Genomic DNA, 21,402 nt, shown 5'->3' on the forward strand with positions numbered 1-21,402 from the left:
TAAGCGCCGCGTGGCTTACGATTTGCCCATCTCCAGCGCGGCCGGCGCGGCGGCCTGCTGGCCCGACAGCCGTTGCAGCCGCGCCAGCGCCGACTCGTTGCCCAGGCCGGGCTGGGTCACCGATTTGCGGATCGCTTCGAGCTCGGCCGCCTGCTCGTAAGGACGCTGGCCGATGTCGGTGACGATCTTCAGGCCGGCCGCCTCGTTGTTGATGGCCTGGGCGCGGCGGGACAGCGCGTTGAGGGCGCTCGAATTGCCGCGCATGCCCGACAGGCCGGCCAGCTGGGCCTGGCGCTCGGCGCGCAACTCCTGCAAGTCCTGCTGGGCGCGCGCGCTGGCCAGCGCCTGCATCGCCTTCTTCGCCGCCGAATCGAACTCGGCCAGTTGCTTGGACAGCGCGTCGACGATGGTTTGCAGCTCGTCCATGTACTGGCGGGCGTCGGCCTCCTCCTGCAACTCCTGCGGCATGCGCTGCTTGTTGGCCTCCAGCTCGTCGCAGAACAGGGTGATCGTCGCCTCGGAAATCTTACCAGAGGCGAGGCGGTCGGCCAGGGTGCCGGCGGCCTGCTCGTCGGTGGCGATCAGCTGGCGCAGCTTGACCACGTCCGCCGCCTCCTTGTTGAAGGAGGCGCGGGCGGCCGCCAGCTTTTGCGCGGTGCTGCGCAGGCTGTCGGCCAGGCGGTCGCGGTCGGCCTCGGTCGCCGTTTCCGGATCAAAATTGGCGATCGCCTCGGACACGCGGTCCCCCAAGGCGCCAAAGTGTTTGGAGATCAGGCGCGCGGTCAAACCCCAGCCATTCGAGTTGCTCATATCGTTCTTCCTTCTACATTGAAGTTAAAAATGCGCATCATTGGATAACGATGCGTTCCTGCTCCACCGGGATGCCGATGACAAAGTCGACATGGATCCCGCGCTTCGATGCATCGCCGTTCACGCTGCTGATGATTTCAGTCGTGATGAGCAAATATTCGCTGCCGCCGTCGCGCAGCTGGCGCACGTACGGCATGAAATACATTTCCTGGCGTAAACCGAGGCTGCCGCTCGGGTTGTCGATCCGGGTCTCGGTGCCGGAGAAGGGCGCGATGAAGTCCTCGTCGTCGCTGCCGGCGTCGCGCCAGTAGTCGACGCCCTCGTCGGCGCCGAACACCAGGTCGAGGTCGGCCTCGTCCAGGCCGATGTCGCTCAGCTGGGCGCGCCACAAGGTATAGCTGCGGTCGCCCAAGCCGGCGTTGGCCAGGCCCATGTAGGCCTCCTGGTCTTCCACCGTCTCGGGAATCACGCGCGCCAGCTGGGTGCAATACATCACCTCGGCCACCTTGCCTTCGGCGTTCTGGTACACCTGCAAAAACTTTTCCTTCTCGTTCACATCGCCCGTGTCCAGGTAGTAACGGTACAGGCCGCCCGTCTGCTTGAGGCGGATTTGCGAAACGGCAACGATGCGGTTGTCGTCGGCGTCCGGCATCGCGATCAGCGAGCCATTGGCCAGCGCGCCCAACAGCGGCGACTGTTGCAGCCGCACCAGGCTGCCGATGCGGGCGCGCAGCGGCAGGTCCTGATCGGTGCGGGGCGCGTCGGCCCCGCTCAGCTTGGCCACGCCGTTGCGCAGGTAGTTGTAAGCGTCCGTCCAGCTCATCTCAATTCCTCTCGAATGAATAGTGGGGCTGTCTGGCCGCGCGCAGCCGGCGCACCTTGCGCACCGCCAACACGGCCGCCCAGGCGATGCCGCTCCACAGGGCCAGCCAGGCGAACCAGCGTAGTACGCTGGCGCCGAACGACGGTTGAGGCGGCGCAGGCGTGCGCGCATTGGCGGCCGGCGCATCAACTGCAGCCGCATCGCCGAGGCCGGGCATGCCGGTGATCTGGCCGGCCTGGTTGATGGCCGGCATGGGCGGCGGCACGCTGCCCGCCGTGGCCGGGGTGGTCGCGGCCACGGGCGAGGGCGACGATGTCGAAGATGTGGGGTAAGCCACCGGCTGGTTGGCCTGGCTCATCGCCCGGCCCAGCATGAATCCCACCACGCCGCTCATCAGACCGCTATTGCCGGACGGCGGCGGCTGCACGATGGGATAGCCGGACGGCACGGTGCCGGTGTTGCGGGACGCAATCGCATCCGGCCGGGCCGGACGCACCGGCGTATCGTTCAACGGCGGCAACGGCGCCGGCGCGCGCCCTGCTGCGCGCCGGGCCTCCAGATTGTTCAGCGCCCGGGCTTGCGTCGCGCTGCGGTCGAGGTCGCGCGAGGCCGCCGATGCATTCGCAGGGCGGTTACGCGGATAGGCGGATGCCGGCGAGCCGGGCGCCTTGCCGAACGCGCCAGGACCGCTCTGGCGGTCGGCCGGTGGCGCCGATGGCCGGCTCCTCGCGGCATTGCCTTTTTGTGAAGAAAATCCACTTTTGTAGGTTGACGATGTGCCAAAATAAGGCTGGGCCTCGGCTTGCGCCGGGGCGCTGGCGCCGAGTGCAAGGCAAAAGCTCAGCAACAGTGCGGATTGAAGGGGCTTCATGATGTCTTTTCACAAACAAGTTGAATAAAAAGCAGCATAGCGCCCGATTGCGGCGGATGCATCGGTAATAAAAGGCACGCTTCACCATGACTCGCAAATACCTGGACATGAACCAACACGACGCGCTCTACAAGGTGGCGCGCAGCTATCCCGGCGGCATCGACGCGCTTGCGCAAGCGATGGGCATCTCGGTCAACGTGCTGCGCAACAAGCTGGCGCCGACGATCGCCTCGCACTATCCGTCGTTCGAGGAAGTGTCGGCGGTGGTCGACCTGTGCCACCGTGCCGGCGTGGCCGAGGCGCACCTGCCGCTGCACGCGCTGCTGACGCGCCACGGCATGGCCGCGTTCGTCGTCCCGCTGCCGGAAAGCATCGGCGACGACGACCTCTCGCAAACGGTGTGCAAGGTGATGAGTCAAGTGGGATCGGTGGCCGAAGCGGTCTCGACGGCGCTGATGGACGGCAAGGTCACGGCCGCCGAGGCCGACCTGATCGAGCGCGAATTCCAGGGCGCGCTATCGGCGCTGGGAGAATGGCGCGCCCGCCTGCGCCAAAAAGCCGCCCGCAACCCCGGCTAATCCAAAACAACTCCGGGGTCAGGTCCACCATTTCTACACAAGCTGAACAGTAGAGCGGAGAATCGCGCCCTACAGCTTAGTCCGTGTAGAAAAAGTGGACCTGACCCCGGATTTGGGGGCAAAAAAAAGCCAGCCCGTAGGCTGGCGAAGACTATTCTCTCTCGGGAATTACCTAGAAAATAGCAGGGCAAATGGATGCGGTCCCGACGGCCTTGCGCGGCGGACGATCTCGTCCTTGTCTTCGCGCTGCCACCGTTTTGCAATGTTGCTACTGTATGCAAAGCGGTGGACCACTGCCAGCCGATTGTGACGAACTGCATTTTTTGCTGCCTGAACTGCCATTTTCCGGGTTAAACCGTCGCTCACTGCAGGTTGTGGGTCGGCCGGTTGCCGTTGTTGCGGCCCTGGCCTTGTCCCTCGTTGCGTTGCGCCGGTTGAGGGCGCGGCTGGGGCTGCGCTTGCGGCTGGGGTTGATGCACTTGCGGCTGCGGCTGGCTTGCCTGCGGCGGGGGCGATGGACGCGGCGCCGGCTGGAACTGCTGCTGCGGCGGCTGGAACTGCTGCGGCTGCGACGGCCGCTGCGGTTGCACCTGGACTTGATGCGGCTGCGTTTGCTGCTGCGGCTGGAACGCCGGCCGTTGATCGCGTTGCTCACGCTCACGCGCTTCCCGCACATCGTCGCGCTGACGCGATGGCCGGCGGCCGTTGTCGTCGTCGCGGTTGAAACGGTCGCGGTTCGGGTTGACCTGCAAGATCGGCGCCGGCATCGCGCCCGGCTGCACCGAATTCTGCGGACGGGGACGGTAACCCGGCCGCAGCTCGATGCCCACATCGTTTGGATTGATCGTCTGCGCCGGCGCGTTCGGCGTGCCGAACTGTCCCGGCGCGAGCGTGGTGGTGGTCTGCGGACGCCCGGGGCCCTGGCCGATTTGCACTTGCGGCTGTGGCTGCGACGGCGCGGTGATCACCCGCCCCGGCTGCTGGCCGTTGTTGCGCTCGAAACGGTCGTTGCGCTCGAAACGGTTGTTGCCGTCGTTGCGCCCGACGCGGTCCGGCCGTCCATCGCCGTCGCGGTCCGGCCACGGCCGCCGGCCGGGTTCGCCCACCCGCGTGCTCAGGGCCGGCGGCGGCGGCGCCACCGTCACCGCGTTCTTAACCAGGTTGGCCGGCGGAATCACCACGCCGCCGCGATTGACCGGCACCGTGTGGCGGCCCTCGAATTGATCGCGCGGCAACATCGTCACGCCGTCGCGGCGCTCAGGCCGGTCGGACCGTGGCCGGTACGGCTTGCCGTTGTAGCGCCACGTCATGCGGTCCTCGTAATGGTTCGAGACCCGGTAGTTCGGCACGTAGCGCTCGCGCGGCGACAGCGGGAACCAGCCCAGGCCGGGACCGCGCTGATGCCCGAACCCGTCGCCGCCGACCCAGCCGACCAGCGCCGGCGCCCACACGGGACGCCCGACCGGACGGCCCGGCGCCCAAAACCAGCGGCGGTTGACCGTCACCCAGCGGCCGTAATGCGACGGCGCGTAGCCCCACGGGGCGTTGTCGACCCAGGTCCAGCCCCACGGCGCCAGCCAGGTCCAGCGGCCGTCGCGGTAGGGCGCCCAGTCGACCGCGACATTGCGCGGCGCCCACAGCGGGCCGTATTCTGCGCTCTCGGTCCAGCTGCCGTTGCGGTCCAGTTCCTCGTAGCCGGTGATGCCGCTCGACACATAGCGGGACGTCACCACGGCCTCCGCCTGCCGGTCGCGCTCGTCGGCCCAGACATCGAAGCCGTCGCGCCGCGCCACGCTGGTGCGCACGTCTTCGCCGCTGATGTCGACCTGGCGGCCGTTGCCCACCACCACCGACGAACCGCCGCCCTCGACCCTGGCGCTGCCGCCCACCATGCTAACCTGGCTGGTATCGGCGACGCGCTCGGCATCGACCCGCAGCAAACCCGGCTCCAGCATCGTGACACGCGCCTGCGGCGTGGTCAGCTCGAAGTCGCGCAGCAGCTCAGGGCTGCGCACGCGGATGCTGACGCTGCCGTAATTGAGGCGCAGCCGCAACAAATCCTCGTCCATGTCGGTGATTTCCAGGTCGGAATCGCCGTCCAGCCGCACCGCCGTCGAACCGACCCGGAATTCGGTGCGGGCGCCGCCGGCGGTATTGATATGGTTGGCGCCCGTGACCGGCCAGTTCAGCGAGGCCGCGACCGGTTCGCTGTCGCCGTTGGGATCGTTGCTCACCAGGGTCACCTGGCCCTGGACGGCCGAAATCCGCCCCACCACTGCGGGCGGGTCGGCCAGTGCAAGCGAGCTGAAGCCGGCCAAAGCGGCCAGCACGACGGACGGGATGATCTTGCGGCTCATGGCAGCGCTCCTCTATTTACTTCACCTATAACGCCGCAGGCCGCGATTCGACTACCGGGGTTACAAATAATTGCAAAGTAAATCATACCTCAGGTGGTGGTACCTCAGGTGCTGGCGCCGCCCCGCTTGACGAAGAACAGCGCCGCGCCCACGCCCATCAACAGGCCGCCGAACACCCGGTTTTGCTTTTTGACGGCGCTGGCGTCGCGGAAAAAGCGCTGCATCGACGACGCCAGATAGGCGTAGCTGTGCATCACCACCAGATCGATGCAGCACATGGTGGCCGCCAGGATCAGCAACTGCGGCAGCAGGGGCGCGTGCTGGTTGATAAACTGCGGCAACACCGCCACCATGAAGATGATGCCCTTGGGATTGGTGGCGTTGGTCAGGAAGCCGGTCAAAAACCGCTTGCGCGCCGACGGCACGACCACTTCGGCCAGGGTTTTCTGTTCGCCGATGGTCACCTTGGCGCGCCACTGGCTCAGGCCCAGGTAGATCAGGTACAGCGCGCCCACCGTCTTGACGACATTGAACGCCAGTTCGGACGCCAGCAACAAGGAGCCGACCCCGGCGCCGGCAATGAAAAACACCAGCAGCAGGCCGGTCTGCAGGCCGATAATGGTGCTGCTGGCACGGCGCACGCCGTACGACAGACCGTGCGACATCGACAACACCGCGCCCGAGCCGGGCGACACGGCGATGATGCAGGCGGCAATGAAAAAACCCATCCAGGTGGCAAAACTCATACGTGATCCATTGTGTAGGTCGCAGCGGCGCTGCGAGGCAACGCACATTGTAGCTGTGAAGCCATATCGCCGTGCCCTGCCTCTGGGTTAATATTGCTCCTTTAATATTGCTGGCTACCAAGGACAACCAATGACCCCTACCACCACCCCGACCCCGCAAGGGAGCCGCTAAGATGGCCGGCTCCAGTCTGTTCGCGCTGATCGACGACATCGCCACCATCCTCGACGACGTCGCCCTGATGAGCAAGGTGGCGGCCAAGAAAACCGCCGGCGTGCTGGGCGACGATCTGGCGCTGAACGCGCAGCAAGTGGCCGGCGTGCGCGCCGACCGCGAACTGCCGGTGGTGTGGGCGGTGGCGCTCGGCTCGCTGAAAAACAAGGCGATCCTGGTGCCGGCCGCGCTGGCGATCAGCGCCTTCATGCCGGCCGCCATCACGCCGCTGCTGATGGTCGGCGGCCTCTACCTGTGTTTCGAAGGCTTCGAGAAGATTGCCCACAGCATCATGCACAAGGAAGAAGACGCGCAGCACAGGCAACAGCTGACCGCCGCGCTCAACGATCCGAACGCCGACATGGTGGCCATCGAAAAGGACAAGATCAAGGGCGCCGTGCGCACCGACTTCATCCTCTCGGCCGAGATCATCGTCATCGCGCTGGGCACGGTGGCGGCCGAGCCGTTCGCCAAGCAGGCGATGGTGGTGGTCAGCATCGCGCTGGTGATGACGGTGGGCGTGTACGGCATCGTCGCCGCCATCGTCAAGATGGACGACGCCGGCCTGTACCTGAGCCAGCGGGCCAACGGCGCCGTCCGCGCGCTGGGCAACGTGTTGCTGGCGGCCGCGCCACGGCTGATGAAGCTGTTGTCGGTGGTCGGCACGGCCGCCATGTTCATGGTCGGCGGCGGCATCCTGGTGCACGGCACGCCGGGCACGCACGACATCGTCCACCACGCCACCGAAGTGGCGGCGGCGGTCCCGGCTCTGGGACCGGTGCTGGGCTTCATCACGCCCAGCGTGATCGACGCCGTGGCCGGCGTCATCGCCGGCGCGCTGGCGCTGGTGGTGGTCACCCTCGGCGGCAAACTCTTGCGCGCGGTCAAGAAGCCGGCCTGACTCTTCTGGTTTGATGGGAAAGCGCGCGCCGGCCCGGCGCCGCCTTCCCCCACCAGCAAGGAGTCCCCATGGCCCAACCCCAACCCGGCCCCACCCCCGCCTTCGTCGCCGCCTCGTGGATCGCCCTGCTGGCCGGGGCGTCGGCCTTCATGATCGGCCTGTGGAACGCCAGCATGCAGCTCAACGAAAAGGGGTATTACTTCACCATCCTGATGTATGGTCTGTTCGCCGCCGTCTCGCTGCAGAAATCGGTGCGCGACCGCGCCGAGGGCACGCCCGTCAGCGGCCTGTATTTCGGCCTGTGCTGGCTGTCGCTGATGCTGACCTTGCTGCTGTTGACCGTCGGCCTGATGAACGCGACCCTGACCATGAGCGAAAAAGGCTTTTACGCCATGGCGTTCCTGTTGGGCCTGTTCGGCGCGGTGGCGGTGCAAAAGAACGTGCGCGACATCAGCGCCGTCAAACAACAGGCCGCCGGCCCGGTCGACACCAAATAATCCGGCCGCTTCTCGTCGAACTTTTTGCTTTGGGCTTGTTCTAAATGCTGTAAGCCTGGCTTTTGGAGCAAACGAGGTATGGATATCATTCAGCGCCATTTGCGCATGGCGCTAGACGCCGCGCGCATGACCATCTGGGATTCGCACATCACGGATGGCAAGGTGATCAACAGCGTCGTCCACTGGGTTGGGTGGGGCACCGGTTTGTTGGGACTGCCTCCCGGCGATCTGGCCCAGCCGTTCTCGCACTTTCTGCAATTCGTCTATCACGAGGACCGCGACTACCTGCTCAACACCATGCAGGAGGCGGTCGATTGCGGCTCGGGCTACGACGTCGAATACCGCGTCGCCTGGCCGGACGGCAGCCACCACTGGCTGGCCGCCAAAGCCCATGTGTTCTACGACGAGCACGGCCAGCCCACCGGCACGCTCGGCATCGTCTGGGACATCACCGAACGCAAGCGGATCGAACAGGACGCCGCCCGCGCGCGCGAGCAGGCCGCCGTCACCTTGCGCTCGATCGGCGAGGGCGTCATCACCACCGACGAACACGGCAAGACCCAATACCTGAACCGCATCGCCGAACAACTGACCGGCTGGAGCAACGACGAGGTGCACGGCCTGGACATCGGCACCACCTTGCCGCTGATCGACGACAACGACGCCCCGCTGGCCGAGCACGCCGCGCTGCAATGCCTGCGCCTGCGCCAGACCATCAACATGCCGTCGCAAAACCAGCTGGTCACGCGCGAGGGGCGCCGCATCGCGGTCGAGGAATCGGCCGCGCCGATCTGGTCCGACGCGGGCGAGCTGCTGGGCGCGGTGGTGGTGTTCCGCGACGTCAGCCACGAGCGCAAGCTGAGCAAGCAGCTGTCGTGGAACGCCAGCCACGACATGCTCACCGGCCTGATCAACCGGCGCGAATTCGAGGCGCAGATCGCCCACGCGCTGCACAGCGCCAAGGAGGAGGACCATGTGCACGCGCTGCTGTACATGGACCTGGACCAGTTCAAGATCGTCAACGACACCTGCGGCCACAGCGCCGGCGACCTGCTGCTGCAACTGCTGGCCAAGATGCTGCAGACGGAGATGCGCGACAGCGACATCCTGGCCCGCCTCGGCGGCGACGAGCTCGGCGTGCTGCTGCCGCACTGCCCGCCGGATCAGGCGCTGCTGGTGGCCGACGGCATCCGCCAGTCGATCAAGAATTTCCGCTTCGTGTTGGACAGCCGCACGTTCGAGCTGGGCGTGAGCATCGGCGTGGTCGAGATCAACCGCCACAGCAAATCGATGACCGAACTGCTGATCGCCGCCGACCAGGCCTGCTACGTGGCCAAGGAGCGCGGCCGCAACCGCGTCCACCTGTACCAGGAATCGGACTTGCGGCTGGCGCGCCGCCAGGGCGAGATGCAATGGGTGTCGCGCCTCAACGAAGCCTTCGAGCACCAGTATTTCCGGCTGTACGCCCAACCCATCGTCGGCCTCGGCACGCGTGGCGAAGTGCACGACGAAGTGCTGATCCGCATCCAGTCCGACCCCGGCGAGCTGATACTGCCGGGCGCCTTCATCCCGGCCGCCGAACGCTACGACATGATGGCCGCGATCGACCGCTGGGTGATCCGCGCCGTGTGCCGCCACGTGCGCAACGTACGCGAGAGCAAGGTGGCGGCGGACGCGAACATCCAGGCGGACGGCACGCAACAGCCCGGACCGGACCGGTATTCCGGCCAGTATTCGATCAACCTGTCGGGCACGTCGCTGGGCGACGAAGGCTTGCACGACTATATCCTCGCGCAATTCGCCGAGCACAACGTCGATCCAGGGCAGATCTGCTTCGAGATCACCGAGACGGCCGTCATCGCCAACCTGGTCAAGGCGCAGGATTTCATGAGCCGGCTCAAGGCGCTCGGCTGCCGCTTCGCGCTCGACGACTTCGGCAGCGGCCTGTCGTCGTTCGCCTACCTGAAGGCGCTGCCGGTCGACTTCCTCAAGATCGACGGCGTGTTCATCCGCGACATCGCCAACAATTCCATCAACCGCGCCATGGTCAAGGCGATCAACGAGGTCGGCCACGTGATGGGCATCTGCACCGTGGCCGAATACGTGGAGGACGACGACACCTTGGCGGTGGTGCGCGAACTGGGCGTGGACTACGCGCAGGGCTACGCGGTCGGCCAGCTGCGTCCGTTGCATATCCACTAGGCGCGGCGGCAATCCGGGGAATTTTGATCTACATCAATAAAATTTGCGGTTCGACTCCGTACACTGGCTGCATCTATTGTGATAGAGCAACAATTCAGCCGGAGCTATGTGATGCGCAACAATCAACCCGTCAGCAACCGTGAAGTAGACGTCCTGGACGACCAGGCCATCGTGTCGAAAACTGATTTAAAGGGCAACATTACCTATGTAAATCCCTATTTCGTCCAAATCAGCGGCTACAGCGAGGCCGAGCTGCTGGGCGCGCCGCAAAATATCCTGCGCCATCCGGACATGCCGGCCGAGGCCTTCGCCGACCTGTGGGCCTCGATCCAGGCGGGCACACCGTGGACCGGCCTGGTCAAGAACCGCTGCAAGAACGGCGACCACTACTGGGTGCGCGCCAATATCACCCCCATCCGCGAAAACGGCAAAACCATCGGCTACATGTCGGTGCGCGTCAAGGCCGCGCGCGAGCAGATCGCCAAGGCCGAACAGGCCTACCGCGACATCCTCCTCAAAGAAGGCCACGGCATCCGCATCAAGAACGGCCAGGTGATCCGTCCCGGCGTCGGCAACCTGCTCTCGCGCCTGAGCCACGTCTCGCTGGCGATGCGCGTATGGTTGGCCACCAGCGTGGTCAACGTGCTGCAGGTGATCGTCTGCGCAGCCGCGCTGATGAGCGGCGGGGGCGGCCACAGCTACGCCATCTTCGGCGCCACCTTCATCGGCCTGCTGATCAACGTGTTCCTGTGGTACACCCTGCGCGTGTCGGTGCTGCAACCGCTCGACCGCGCGCTGCACGGCGCCCGCGCCATCGCCGCCGGCGACCTGTCGGGCAGCTTCGACACCGAGTCCACCGACGAGGTGGGCCAGCTGCTGCGCGCGCTGCAGCAAATGAACAGCAACCTGATCGCCACCATCCGCGACGTGCGCGTCAATGTCGAGACGATGGCCGTGGCCACGCGCCAGATCGCCGCCGGCAACGCCGACCTGTCCGGCCGCACCGAGGCGCAGGCCGCCAGCCTGGAGGAAACCGCGTCGTCCGTCGAGCAGTTCTCGTCGACCGTCAAGCAAAACGCCGACAACTCGGCCCAGGCCAACGCGCTGGCGCAAAACGCCTCGACGGTGGCGGTGCAGGGCGGCGCCATCGTCGCCGACGTCATCGCCACCATGGACGAGATCAACAATTCCTCGCGCAAGATCGTCGACATCATCGGCCTGATCGAAGGCATCGCCTTCCAGACCAACATCCTGGCGCTCAACGCCGCCGTCGAGGCTGCCCGTGCCGGGGAACAGGGACGCGGCTTCGCGGTCGTCGCCGGCGAGGTGCGCAACCTGGCCCAGCGCAGCGCCACCGCCGCCAAGGACATCAAGAACCTGATCGATATTTCCGTCGGCAAGGTCAGCGCCGGCATGACGCAGGTCGACCGCGCCGGCGCCACCATGAAGGAAGTGGTGGCCTCGGTGCGGCAGGTGACGGCCATCATGGAGGAGATCTCGGTCGCCTCGCGCGAGCAGAGTATCGGCGTCGACCAGGTCAACTCGGCCATCGCCCACATGGACCAGGTCACGCAGCAGAACGCCGCGCTGGTCGAAGAGGCGGCCGCCGCCACCGCCAGCCTGGCGCTGGAGGCGGGCGGCCTGACGCAGGCGGTCAGCCTGTTCAAGTTCGGCCGCGCCACGCCGGTCCGGCCAACCGCGCGCCCGGTCCGCAAATCGCCGCCGGCCGCGCGCCTGGCCGCGTGAGCAAGGTCTTGACCATGCATACCAGTCCAAGTTCAAGCAACAGCGTCAGCCCCAGCCACGCCGGCGTCGGCGCCGCCTTTCCGGCCGTCGAATTCGACGCCGCCATCATCGGCAAACTGAGCCAGTCGGGGCCGCGCTACACCTCGTATCCGACCGCCGACCGCTTCACGCCGGAGTTCGGCTACGGCCAGTTCCTCGAGGCGGTCGCCGGCCTGCGCCTGCGGCGCAGCCAGCGGCCGTTGTCGCTCTACATCCACATCCCGTTTTGCGACACGGTCTGCTACTACTGCGGCTGCAACAAGATCGTCACCAAGGACCACGGCAAGGCCGCCACCTACCTCGGCTACCTCAAGCAGGAGCTCGACATGCAGGGCCGCCTGTTCGCCGGCATCGGCCAGCTCGAACAGTTGCACTTTGGCGGCGGCACGCCGACCTACCTGAGCGACCGCCAGATGGGCGACCTGATGGCGCACCTGCGCGCGAACTTCGATTTCGCGCCGGACGCGCTAGGCGAGTATTCGATCGAAATCGATCCGCGCACCGTCAGCGTGGAGCGCGTGCACAGCCTGCGCGCGCAGGGTTTCAACCGCATCAGCCTGGGCGTGCAGGATTTCGACGCCGACGTGCAAAAGGCCGTCAACCGCATCCAGCCGGAGGCCGAGACGCGCGCCGTCATCGACGCCGCGCGCGACGCCGGCTTCCGCTCGGTCAGCATCGACCTGATCTACGGCCTGCCGAAGCAATCCATCGCCAGCATGGAACAGACGCTGGTCAAGGTGATCGACGCCAGCCCGGACCGCATCGCGCTGTACAACTACGCGCATCTGCCGCACCTGTTCAAGCCGCAGCGCCGCATCCTCGACGCCGACCTGCCCAGCGCCGCCGTCAAGCTCGAGCTGCTGGCCTTGTGCATCGACCGGCTGTGCGCGGCCGGCTATGTCTACATCGGCATGGACCACTTCGCCAAGCCGGACGACGAACTGGCCGTGGCTCAGCGGCAGGGCCGGTTGCAACGCAACTTCCAGGGCTATTCGACGCGCGCCGAGACCGATTTGATCGCCTGCGGCGTGTCGGCCATCAGCGCCGTCGGCGCCACCTACAGCCAGAACGAAAAAACGCTCGACGCCTACTACGAAAAACTCGACAACGGCGTGCTGCCGATCACGCGCGGCATCAAGCTCGACACCGACGACCTGCTGCGCCGCATCGTTATCCAAAAGCTGATGTGCAATTTCGAGTTATCGATCTCGTCGCTGGAGCAGGCCTATCCGATCCGCTTTCCGCTGTACTTCGCCGACGAGCTGGAAAAGCTGAAAGCCTTCGAGGAAGGCGGCCTGCTGACCGTCGACGCGCACTGGATCAGCGTCACGGCCAAGGGCAGGCTGCTGATCCGCAATATCTGCATGGTGTTCGACCGCCATCTGACCCTGGCGCGTGCCGACGCCACGCAGCCGCTGCGCTACTCCAAGACCATTTGACATCATGAACACCGGCTACCAGCTGCTGCCCGTGTTCCTGGTCGGATTGGCCGGCAGCGTCCATTGCGTCGGCATGTGCGGCGGCATCGTCGGCGCCATCTCGGCCAGTGGGGGCGGCAAGCCCTTGCCGCGCAACGTCATCCCCACCCAGACCGCCGCCAGGTTCGCCGGCGGGCCGACGGCCGCGTTCATCCCACGAGCGGCCGCGCCGGTGCGGGCGATCCCGCGCGTGCTGGCCTACAACGCCGGCCGCATCGGCAGCTACATGCTGGCCGGCGCGCTGGCGGGTGGCCTGGCGAACGGCGCGCAAAGCCTGGCCGACCTGGTCGGCTGGCAACTGGGTTTCTACTGGCTGGCCAACCTGATGCTCGTGGCGCTGGGCCTGTACCTGATGAACGCCTGGCACGGCCTGACCAAGCTGGAGCAGGCCGGCCGCACGCTGTGGCAACGCGCCCAGCCATGGATGGCGCCGGCGATGAAAACCCTGATCCCTGCCAACCGGCCGCACCAGGCCTTCGCGTTGGGGGCGCTGTGGGGCTGGCTGCCGTGCGGCATGGTCTACAGTGTGCTGCTGACCGCCATGCTCACCGGTAGCGCGCTCGGCGGCGCCATCGTGATGCTGGCTTTCGGCCTCGGCACCCTGCCGATGTTGACCGGCCTCGGCCTGATGGGTGCGCGGCTGCGCAACGTCATGCAGCGACGCAAGGTCCGCGTCGCCTGCGGCATGCTGGTGCTGACGTTCGGCCTGCTCGGCGTCGCGCGCGCGGCGGTCGGTATCACGCCCGCCTGGATGGATATCCTATGCTTGACACCGCACCCTTGAACCACCCGGCGGCCGCGCCGCAAACCAGCAGCGCCCCCGCCGCCTGCTACCACTGCGGCCTGCCGGTGCCGGCCTCTGCCCCGAGCGCGTGGACCGTGCGCATCGACGACACCGACCGCGCGATGTGCTGCCCCGGCTGCGCGGCGGTGGCGCAGGCCATCGTCGATCTCGGCCAGCAATCCTACTACCGCGACCGCTCGGCCTTCGCCGCCACCGCCGAGGGCGCGCAACTGCTGCCGCCGGAACTGCAGCTGTACGACAACGCCGATCCCCGCTTCGCCTTGGACGAACACAGCCGCGAAACCACTTTGTCGGTCGACGGCATCCGCTGCGCCGCCTGCGTATGGTTGATCGAAAGCCGGCTGGCGCGCCTACCCGGCGTCGACAGCGCCCAGCTCAACGTCGCCACCGAGCGCCTGTATGTGCGCTGGCGGTCGGATGCCTGCCAGCCGGCCGACATCCTGACCGCGCTGCACACGATCGGCTACAGCGCCTACCCCTACGACGCCGGCCGCCACGGCGAACAGCAGCGCAAGGCCGCCCGCACGCTAGGCCGCCAGTTGTTCGTCGCCGGGCTGTCGATGATGCAGGTGATGATGTATGTGGCGCCGGCCTACCTGGCCGAGGACGGCACCTTGGACGACAACATGGCCGCGCTGATGCGCTGGGCCAGCCTGCTGCTGACCTTGCCGGCGATCTGCTACGCGGCGCAGCCGTTCTGGCGCGGCGCATGGACCAGTATCAAAGCCGGTGCGCCCGGCATGGACGTGCCCGTCGCGCTGGGCATCGCCGCCGCCTTCGGCGCCAGCGTCGTGGCGACCGTGCGCGGCCACGGCGACGTCTGGTTCGATTCGGTGACGATGTTCATCTTCCTGCTGCTGTGCAGCCGCCATTTGGAGCTGCGCGCGCGGCGCAAGGCCGGCGCCGCGCTCGAACGCCTGCACCACGCGCTACCGGCGTCGGCGACCTTGCTGGCCGACTATCCCGCCAGCCGCGAGGCCAGCCTGGTCAAGGCGGCCGCGCTGCTGGTGGATAACGTCATCATGATCAAGCCGGGCGAGGCGGTGGCCGCCGACTGCGTCATCGTCGACGGCGCCACCACGCTCGACCTGTCGCTGCTGAGCGGCGAAAGCGCGCCGGTGGCCAAGGCGGGGGGCGAGGCGCTGCCCGGCGGCGCCATCAACGCCGGCGCCGTCGTGCTGGCGAGGGTGACGCGCCGCGCGCAGGACAGCACGATGTCGAACCTGGTCAAGCTGATCGACCGTGCCGGGCGCGACAAGCCGCGCATCGCGCTGTGGGCCGACAAGGTGGCAGCCTGGTTCGTCGCCGGCCTGCTGCTGTTCGCGCTGGCGGCGTTCGGGTTCTGGTTCTGGGTCGACGGCGACGCCGCGCGCGCCTGGCCGATCGCCATCGCCGTGCTGGTGGTGTCGTGCCCGTGCGCGCTGTCGCTGGCCACGCCGACCGCGCTGGCCGCCGCCACCGACCGCCTGCTGGGGCAAGGCGTGCTGGTGAGCGGCGCGCAAACACTGGAAACCCTGCACCGCGCCACCCATGTCGTGTTCGACAAAACCGGGACCCTGACCTTCGGCCGGCCGGTGCTGCAAGACGTGTTGCCGCTGGGCGCGATGCGCGACGACTTCTGCCTGCAGGTCGCGGCGGCGCTCGACGCCGGCAGCGGCCACCCGCTGGCGCGCGCCATCGTCGGCGCCGCCAGCGAGGCGGGCGGTGGCGCGCGCGCCGACTGGCACGCCACGGCGCTGACGGAAACTGCTGGACGCGGTGTCGAGGGCAAGGTACACAACCGCCTTTACCGGCTCGGCAATGCCGGCTACGTCGCCGAACTCAGCGGCTCGGTCCCGCCACATACCGTCGCCGACGGCGCCACGCCCGTCTACCTGGGCGCCGACGGCCAATGGCTGGCCTGCTTGCAGCTGCACGACGGCCTGCGGCCCGATGCCCAGGCCACCGTCGATTACTTCCGCCACGCCGGCAAAACGGTGGTGCTGCTCAGCGGCGACCACGACGTACTGGCGCGCCGGGTCGGCGACCGGCTCGGCATCGGCACCACCGTGGGCGGCTACCTGCCCGACGAGAAACTGGCCTTCGTGCGGCAACTGCAAATGAAAGGCGCGGTGGTGGCAATGGTCGGCGACGGCATCAACGACGCCGCCGTGCTGAGCGCGGCCGACGTCTCATTCGCGATGGGCGAGGGCGCCGCACTGGCCCAGGCCCACGCTGATGCGGTGCTGCTGGGTGGCCGACTCGGCGCGGTGGCCGACAGCGCGCGCGTGGCGCGACGGACGATGGCGGTGATCCGCCAGAACCTGGCTTGGGCCAGCCTGTACAACCTGCTGGCGATCCCGGCGGCGGCGCTCGGCCTGCTCAATCCGTGGCTGTCCGGCGTCGGCATGGCGGCCAGCTCGGCCGTGGTGGTGCTGAACGCGCTGCGGCTGCGCGGCGGTATGCATCGGCGTGCAAAGGAGGAAACGTGATGGAAGCCTTGTTCTTGCTGGTTCCGCTCAGCGTGGCCTTGGTGTTCGCCGCGCTATGGGTGTTCTTCAACGCCGCCGACGACGGCCAGTTCGACGACCTGGTCGGCCCGGCGCTGCGCGTGTTGCAGGACGACGACTCGCCGAAAGTAAACCCCGCCGAAAAAGATCCATCCGGAAAATTTTGATCCACATCAAGGTTTTTTGAAGCCCCGATAAGTAACCTTTGATCTACATCATCAAAGCGTTCTAAGGGAGAACTTCGTGGACGGGAACTACAACTACAAGATCGTCAAGCAATTCGCGATCGCAACGGTAGTCTGGGGCATCGTCGGCATGCTGGTGGGGGTGATCATCGCCGCCCAACTGGCCTGGCCGGCGCTGAACCTGGACATCCCCTGGCTGACTTATGGCCGCCTGCGGCCGCTGCACACCAACGCTGTCATTTTCGCGTTCGGCATCTGCGGCCTGTTCGCCACCTCATATTATGTGGTGCAGCGGACCTGCCAGGTCCGCCTGTTCTCGGACAAGCTGGCCGCCTTCACCTTCTGGGGCTGGCAGGCGGTGATCCTGAGCGCCGTCGTGACCTTGCCGATGGGCCTAACGCGCGGCAAGGAATACGCCGAGTTGGAATGGCCGATCTCGATTTTGATCGCCGTGGTCTGGATCTGCTACGCCATCGTGTTCTTCGGCACGCTGCTCAAGCGCAAGGTCAAGCACGTCTACGTCGCCAACTGGTTCTTTGCCGGCTACATCATCGCCGTCACCCTGCTGCACGTGGTCAACGGCGCCAGCATGCCGGCCTCGGCGTTTAAATCCTACTCCGCCTACTCGGGCGTGCAGGACGCGATGATCCAGTGGTGGTACGGCCACAATGCGGTCGGTTTCATCCTCACCGCCGGCTACCTGGGCATGGTCTACTACTTCATCCCCAAGCAGGCCGAGCGTCCGGTGTACTCGTACCGCTTGTCGATCGTGCACTTCTGGGCGCTGATCTTCACCTATATGTGGGCCGGCCCGCACCACTTGCACTACACCGCGCTGCCGGACTGGACGCAATCGATCGGCATGGTGTTCTCGCTGGTGCTGCTGGCGCCGTCGTGGGGCGGCATGATCAACGGCATCATGACCCTGTCGGGCGCCTGGCACAAGCTGCGCACCGACCCGATCCTGAAATTCATGATCGTCTCGCTGTCGTTCTACGGCATCGCCACCTTCGAAGGTCCGATGATGTCGATCAAGACCATCAATTCTCTGTCGCACTACACCGACTGGGGCATCGCCCACGTCCACGGCGGCGCGCTCGGCTGGGTTGGCTTCATCACCATGGGCTCGATCTACTACCTGATGCCGCGCCTGGCCGGCCAGCAAAAGATGTGGAGCACCAAGCTGATCGACCTGCACTTCTGGGTCGCCACCATCGGCATCGTGCTCTACATCGCCGCGATGTGGATCGCCGGCGTCATGCAGGGCCTCATGTGGCGCGCGGTCAATCCCGACGGCACCCTGACGTACACCTTTGTCGAGGGCGTCAAGGCCACCTATCCGTACTACGTGGTGCGGTTCGGCGGCGGCTTGCTGTACCTGGGCGGCATGTGCCTGATGGGCTACAACACCTGGATGACCTTGCGTAACCGCGAGACCGCCGTCGCGCGCATTCCCGCGCTGGCCGCCGGCCACGCCTGATATCGGAGCACAAGATGAAATTTTCACCGAATTTTAAACATGAGTGGATCGAGAAAAACCCCTGGCTGCTGATCGCGCTGGTGACCCTGGTGGTCAGCGTCGGCGGCGCCGTCGAGATCGTCCCGCTGTTCTTCCAGAAGTCGACCACCGAGCCGGTGGCGGGGTTGAAACCTTATTCGCCGCTGCGCCTGGCCGGACGCGACGTCTACGTGCGCGAAGGCTGCTACAACTGCCACTCGCAAATGGTGCGGCCGTTCCGCGCCGAGACCGAGCGCTACGGCCACTACTCGGTCGCCGGCGAGTTCGTCTACGACCGGCCGTTCCAGTGGGGTTCCAAGCGCACCGGTCCGGACCTGGCGCGCGTGGGCGGCCGCTACAGCGACGAATGGCACCGCACCCACCTTGCCAGTCCGCGCGACGTGGTGCCGGAATCGAACATGCCGAACTATCCATGGCTGGCGAAAACCGCGTTGGTGCCGGCCGAGATCGTGCCGAAGATGCGCGCGCTGAAGCGCCTGGGCGACCCGTACACCGACGCCGAGATCGCCGCCGCGCCGGAAGAGCTGAAAGACAAGACCGAAGAAGACGCCCTGATCGCCTATCTGCAAGGCCTGGGCACTTTAATCAAGACGAGGAACTAGCATGGCTATCGAGAACCTGTTTGACCGCGCCAGCAGCGTGATGACGGTGATTTCCTTCATCACGTTCGCCGGCATCCTGTGGTGGACGTTCATCGCCAACAAGGAAGCCGACTTCGCCAAGGCGGCGCAGCTGCCCTTCGACGACGAGGAGAATGGCCATGGCTGATTTCACCAACGGTTTCTGGGACATGTATATCGTCGTGCTGACCCTGCTCGGCATCGCCGGTTGCGGCATCCTTCTGTATTCGCAAGCCAAGGTCAAGCTGGCCAAGGACAAGGATGGCAAGATCGGCACAACGGGCCACACCTGGGACGAGGACTTGACCGAACTGAACACGCCGATGCCGCGCTGGTGGATGTGGCTGTTCTATATCACCATCATCTTCGCGCTGGCCTACCTGTTCCTGTATCCGGGCCTGGGCACCTACGCGGGCAAGCTGGGATGGAAATCCTCGGGCCAGTACCAGGCCGAACTCAAGCAGGCCGAATCCGAGTATGGCCCCTTGTTCGCGCAATACCAGAAGCAGGACCTGAAAAAGGTCGCAGCCGATCCGAAGGCGCACGCCATCGGCCAGCGCCTGTTCCTGACGTACTGCGCGCAATGCCACGGCTCCGACGCGCGGGGCAACAAGGGCTTCCCCAACTTGACCGACAACGACTGGCTGTTCGGCGGCGCGCCGGAAACCATCAAGCAAACCATCCTGCACGGACGCGTCGGCGTGATGCCGCCGATGGGCGCCGCGCTCGGCTCGGACAAGGAGGTGGAAAACGTCGCCCACTACGTGCTCAGCCTGTCCGGCTCGACCGCCGATCCGATCAAGGCGGTGTTCGGCAAGGGCAAGTTCGGCGCCTGCATGGCCTGCCACAGCGCCGGCGGCACCGGCAACCAGGCGATCGGCGCGCCCAACCTGAGCGACAAGGTCTGGCTGTTCGGCGGCAGCGCCGAGACGATCATGGAAACCATCCGCAAGGGCCGCAACGCTACCATGCCGGCGTTCGAGGACTTCCTCGGCGACGCCAAGGTGCACGTGCTGGCGGCGTACGTGTGGAGTTTGTCGAACGACGTCAACGCGCCGGAATCGTCGCCTAACCCGCCCGCGCCTGCACCGGCCGTCGCCGCCACCACGGCTGCGGCGGAATAAGCGATCGAAGATTATGAGCTCGCCTGAAACCCAAGTCGTCCACATGTACGCCGCGCGGGAGGAAATCTACCCGCGCGAGGCCTCGGGCCGCTATGCCCGGCTGCGCTGGCTGTTCGTCTGGCTGACGCAGCTGGCGTTCTATTGCACCCCGTGGCTGCAATGGAACGGCCGCCAGGCCCTGCTGTTCGACCTGGGCGCACGCAAGTTCTACATCTTCGGCCTGGTATTGTGGCCGCAGGACTTCATCTACCTGGCCGCGCTGCTGATCATCTGCGCCTATCTGCTGTTCCTGGCGACGGCGGTGGCGGGGCGCGTGTGGTGCGGCTTTGCCTGTCCGCAAACGGTGTACACCGAAATCTTCCTGTGGATAGAGCGCAAGATCGAAGGCAAGCGCAGCGCGCGCATCGCGCTCGACCGCCAGCCGCCGTCGGCGTCCAAGTTCGCCAAGAAAAGCGCCAAGCACCTGGCCTGGGGCGCCGTCGCGCTGTGGACCGGCTTCACCTTCGTCGGCTACTTCACGCCGATCAAGCATTTGGCCGGCGAAGTGCTGACGTTGAGCTTTGGCCCGTGGGAATGGTTTTGGGTGGTGTTCTACAGCTTCGCCACCTACGGCAACGCCGGCTGGATGCGCGAGCAGGTGTGCAAATACATGTGCCCATATGCCCGTTTCCAGAGCTCGATGTTCGACCGCGACACCTTGATCATCACCTACGCCGGCGAACGGGGCGAGCCGCGCATGCCGTTGTCGAAGAAGGCGGCCGGCAAGGGCGGCGACTGCATCGACTGCTCGATGTGCGTGCAGGTGTGCCCGACCGGCATCGACATCCGCAACGGCCTGCAGTACGAATGCATCGGCTGCGCCGCCTGCGTCGACGCCTGCAACGGCGTCATGGACAAGGTCGGCCTGCCGCGCGGGCTGATCCGCTACAGCACCGAGCGCGCCATGACCATGCACTACACGCCGACGCAGATCCGCCGGCGCACCCTGCGGCCCCGGGTGCAGATCTACGCCGCCATTCTGGCGCTGATCGTGGCCGCCGTCGGCACTGCGCTGTACCTGCGGGTGCCGCTCAAGCTGGACGTGATCCGCGACCGTGGCGCCATGGGGCGCGAGGTCGAGGACGGCATGATCGAAAACGTCTACCGGCTGCAGATCATGAACACGTCCGAGCAGGCGCAGACCTACCGCATCCGCGTCAGCGGCATTCCAACGCTGGCCCAGGTCACGCCGGAGCTGGTGCGGGTCGAGGCCACCGACACCAAGGCGCATCCGATCCGGCTGCGCACGGCGCATGGCGCCGCCCATCCGGGCTCGAACAAGATCGCCGTCGAACTGACGTCGGTCGACGACCCGTCGCTGCATGTGAAGGAGGACGCGGTATTCATCGTGCCGCGCTAAGG

19 protein-coding genes are annotated in these 21,402 nt (G+C 66.2%); 14 read left to right on the plus strand and 5 right to left on the minus strand.

Going from position 1 to position 21,402, the window contains the following annotated elements:
* Positions 1-15: 15 nt before the first annotated feature.
* The 3 genes from NHH73_01325 to NHH73_01335 are packed head-to-tail and all read right to left on the minus strand — an operon-like array spanning position 16 to position 2,504.
* Positions 16-810, minus strand: coding sequence for a hypothetical protein (locus NHH73_01325; GenBank protein USX26968.1), 795 nt, complete (start codon positions 808-810; stop codon positions 16-18).
* A gap of 37 nt (positions 811-847) precedes the next feature.
* On the minus strand, positions 848-1,633 hold the full coding sequence (locus NHH73_01330; protein ID USX26969.1) for a YjfK family protein: 786 nt from the start codon (positions 1,631-1,633) through the stop codon (positions 848-850).
* A gap of 1 nt (position 1,634) precedes the next feature.
* Positions 1,635-2,504: a hypothetical protein gene (locus tag NHH73_01335; protein ID USX26970.1), complete on the minus strand. Its 870-nt coding sequence runs from the start codon at positions 2,502-2,504 to the stop codon at positions 1,635-1,637.
* 86 nt (positions 2,505-2,590) lie between these two features.
* On the opposite strand from NHH73_01335, the gene NHH73_01340 reads away from it, so the two are divergent.
* The gene (locus NHH73_01340; protein ID USX26971.1) at positions 2,591-3,082 is read left to right on the plus strand and encodes a phage regulatory CII family protein; all 492 of its coding nucleotides are present in this window, start codon (positions 2,591-2,593) and stop codon (positions 3,080-3,082) included.
* Between the two features lie 362 nt (positions 3,083-3,444).
* On the opposite strand, the gene NHH73_01345 is transcribed toward NHH73_01340, so the two are convergent.
* Together NHH73_01345 and NHH73_01350 are read right to left on the minus strand one after the other, a co-directional pair.
* A complete protein-coding gene (locus NHH73_01345; GenBank protein USX26972.1) occupies positions 3,445-5,439 on the minus strand; it encodes a hypothetical protein in 1,995 nt (664 codons plus the stop codon).
* Between the two features lie 104 nt (positions 5,440-5,543).
* Positions 5,544-6,185: a LysE family transporter gene (locus NHH73_01350; protein USX26973.1), complete on the minus strand. Its 642-nt coding sequence runs from the start codon at positions 6,183-6,185 to the stop codon at positions 5,544-5,546.
* 173 nt (positions 6,186-6,358) lie between these two features.
* On the opposite strand from NHH73_01350, the gene NHH73_01355 reads away from it, so the two are divergent.
* From NHH73_01355 to ccoG, 13 genes are all read left to right on the plus strand, one after another.
* Positions 6,359-7,297 carry a DUF808 domain-containing protein gene (locus tag NHH73_01355; protein USX26974.1) on the plus strand — a complete coding sequence of 313 codons (939 nt, stop codon included), beginning with the start codon at positions 6,359-6,361 and terminating at the stop codon, positions 7,295-7,297.
* Between the two features lie 68 nt (positions 7,298-7,365).
* Entirely contained in the window at positions 7,366-7,794 is a 429-nt protein-coding gene (locus NHH73_01360; GenBank protein ID USX26975.1) for a YiaA/YiaB family protein, read from the plus strand.
* Positions 7,795-7,872: 78 nt separating this feature from the next.
* The gene (locus NHH73_01365; GenBank protein ID USX26976.1) at positions 7,873-9,996 is read left to right on the plus strand and encodes an EAL domain-containing protein; all 2,124 of its coding nucleotides are present in this window, start codon (positions 7,873-7,875) and stop codon (positions 9,994-9,996) included.
* Positions 9,997-10,107: 111 nt separating this feature from the next.
* Positions 10,108-11,742 carry a methyl-accepting chemotaxis protein gene (locus tag NHH73_01370; GenBank protein USX26977.1) on the plus strand — a complete coding sequence of 545 codons (1,635 nt, stop codon included), beginning with the start codon at positions 10,108-10,110 and terminating at the stop codon, positions 11,740-11,742.
* Positions 11,743-11,756: 14 nt separating this feature from the next.
* Positions 11,757-13,220 (plus strand): oxygen-independent coproporphyrinogen III oxidase, encoded by a 1,464-nt coding sequence (hemN, locus tag NHH73_01375; GenBank protein ID USX26978.1) that lies wholly within the window; start codon positions 11,757-11,759, stop codon positions 13,218-13,220.
* Positions 13,221-13,224: 4 nt separating this feature from the next.
* Positions 13,225-14,043 carry a sulfite exporter TauE/SafE family protein gene (locus NHH73_01380; protein USX26979.1) on the plus strand — a complete coding sequence of 273 codons (819 nt, stop codon included), beginning with the start codon at positions 13,225-13,227 and terminating at the stop codon, positions 14,041-14,043.
* Positions 14,022-16,535: a heavy metal translocating P-type ATPase gene (locus NHH73_01385; protein ID USX26980.1), complete on the plus strand. Its 2,514-nt coding sequence runs from the start codon at positions 14,022-14,024 to the stop codon at positions 16,533-16,535. The genes NHH73_01380 and NHH73_01385 overlap by 22 nt, the downstream gene beginning before the upstream one ends.
* Entirely contained in the window at positions 16,535-16,720 is a 186-nt protein-coding gene (gene ccoS, locus NHH73_01390; GenBank protein ID USX26981.1) for a cbb3-type cytochrome oxidase assembly protein CcoS, read from the plus strand. The genes NHH73_01385 and ccoS overlap by 1 nt, the downstream gene beginning before the upstream one ends.
* Before the next feature lie 76 nt (positions 16,721-16,796).
* Positions 16,797-18,218: a cytochrome-c oxidase, cbb3-type subunit I gene (gene ccoN, locus NHH73_01395; GenBank protein USX26982.1), complete on the plus strand. Its 1,422-nt coding sequence runs from the start codon at positions 16,797-16,799 to the stop codon at positions 18,216-18,218.
* A gap of 14 nt (positions 18,219-18,232) precedes the next feature.
* Positions 18,233-18,859 carry a cytochrome-c oxidase, cbb3-type subunit II gene (gene ccoO / locus NHH73_01400; protein ID USX26983.1) on the plus strand — a complete coding sequence of 209 codons (627 nt, stop codon included), beginning with the start codon at positions 18,233-18,235 and terminating at the stop codon, positions 18,857-18,859.
* Between the two features lies 1 nt (position 18,860).
* On the plus strand, positions 18,861-19,025 hold the full coding sequence (locus tag NHH73_01405) for a cbb3-type cytochrome c oxidase subunit 3 (GenBank protein USX26984.1): 165 nt from the start codon (positions 18,861-18,863) through the stop codon (positions 19,023-19,025).
* Positions 19,018-20,001 carry a cytochrome-c oxidase, cbb3-type subunit III gene (ccoP, locus tag NHH73_01410; GenBank protein ID USX26985.1) on the plus strand — a complete coding sequence of 328 codons (984 nt, stop codon included), beginning with the start codon at positions 19,018-19,020 and terminating at the stop codon, positions 19,999-20,001. Before NHH73_01405 ends, ccoP begins: the two co-directional genes overlap by 8 nt.
* Positions 20,002-20,014: 13 nt before the next feature.
* On the plus strand, positions 20,015-21,400 hold the full coding sequence (gene ccoG / locus NHH73_01415) for a cytochrome c oxidase accessory protein CcoG (GenBank protein ID USX26986.1): 1,386 nt from the start codon (positions 20,015-20,017) through the stop codon (positions 21,398-21,400).
* Positions 21,401-21,402: the final 2 nt, after the last annotated feature.

The sequence above is a fragment of the Oxalobacteraceae bacterium OTU3CINTB1 genome (assembly GCA_024123955.1).
Lineage (GTDB): Bacteria > Pseudomonadota > Gammaproteobacteria > Burkholderiales > Burkholderiaceae_D > Rugamonas.

Coding starts and splice junctions, on each gene's coding strand:
- NHH73_01355 (USX26974.1), top strand. CDS start 6,359: ATGGCCGGCTCCAGTCTGTTCGCGCTGATCGACGACATCGCCACCATC.
- NHH73_01340 (USX26971.1), top strand. CDS start 2,591: ATGACTCGCAAATACCTGGACATGAACCAACACGACGCGCTCTACAAG.
- NHH73_01370 (USX26977.1), top strand. CDS start 10,108: ATGCGCAACAATCAACCCGTCAGCAACCGTGAAGTAGACGTCCTGGAC.
- ccoS (USX26981.1), top strand. CDS start 16,535: ATGGAAGCCTTGTTCTTGCTGGTTCCGCTCAGCGTGGCCTTGGTGTTC.
- NHH73_01385 (USX26980.1), top strand. CDS start 14,022: ATGCTTGACACCGCACCCTTGAACCACCCGGCGGCCGCGCCGCAAACC.
- NHH73_01360 (USX26975.1), top strand. CDS start 7,366: ATGGCCCAACCCCAACCCGGCCCCACCCCCGCCTTCGTCGCCGCCTCG.
- ccoG (USX26986.1), top strand. CDS start 20,015: ATGAGCTCGCCTGAAACCCAAGTCGTCCACATGTACGCCGCGCGGGAG.
- NHH73_01380 (USX26979.1), top strand. CDS start 13,225: ATGAACACCGGCTACCAGCTGCTGCCCGTGTTCCTGGTCGGATTGGCC.
- NHH73_01405 (USX26984.1), top strand. CDS start 18,861: ATGGCTATCGAGAACCTGTTTGACCGCGCCAGCAGCGTGATGACGGTG.
- NHH73_01350 (USX26973.1), bottom strand. CDS start 6,185: ATGAGTTTTGCCACCTGGATGGGTTTTTTCATTGCCGCCTGCATCATC.
- ccoP (USX26985.1), top strand. CDS start 19,018: ATGGCTGATTTCACCAACGGTTTCTGGGACATGTATATCGTCGTGCTG.
- NHH73_01335 (USX26970.1), bottom strand. CDS start 2,504: ATGAAGCCCCTTCAATCCGCACTGTTGCTGAGCTTTTGCCTTGCACTC.
- ccoO (USX26983.1), top strand. CDS start 18,233: ATGAAATTTTCACCGAATTTTAAACATGAGTGGATCGAGAAAAACCCC.
- hemN (USX26978.1), top strand. CDS start 11,757: ATGCATACCAGTCCAAGTTCAAGCAACAGCGTCAGCCCCAGCCACGCC.
- NHH73_01365 (USX26976.1), top strand. CDS start 7,873: ATGGATATCATTCAGCGCCATTTGCGCATGGCGCTAGACGCCGCGCGC.
- NHH73_01330 (USX26969.1), bottom strand. CDS start 1,633: ATGAGCTGGACGGACGCTTACAACTACCTGCGCAACGGCGTGGCCAAG.
- NHH73_01345 (USX26972.1), bottom strand. CDS start 5,439: ATGAGCCGCAAGATCATCCCGTCCGTCGTGCTGGCCGCTTTGGCCGGC.
- NHH73_01325 (USX26968.1), bottom strand. CDS start 810: ATGAGCAACTCGAATGGCTGGGGTTTGACCGCGCGCCTGATCTCCAAA.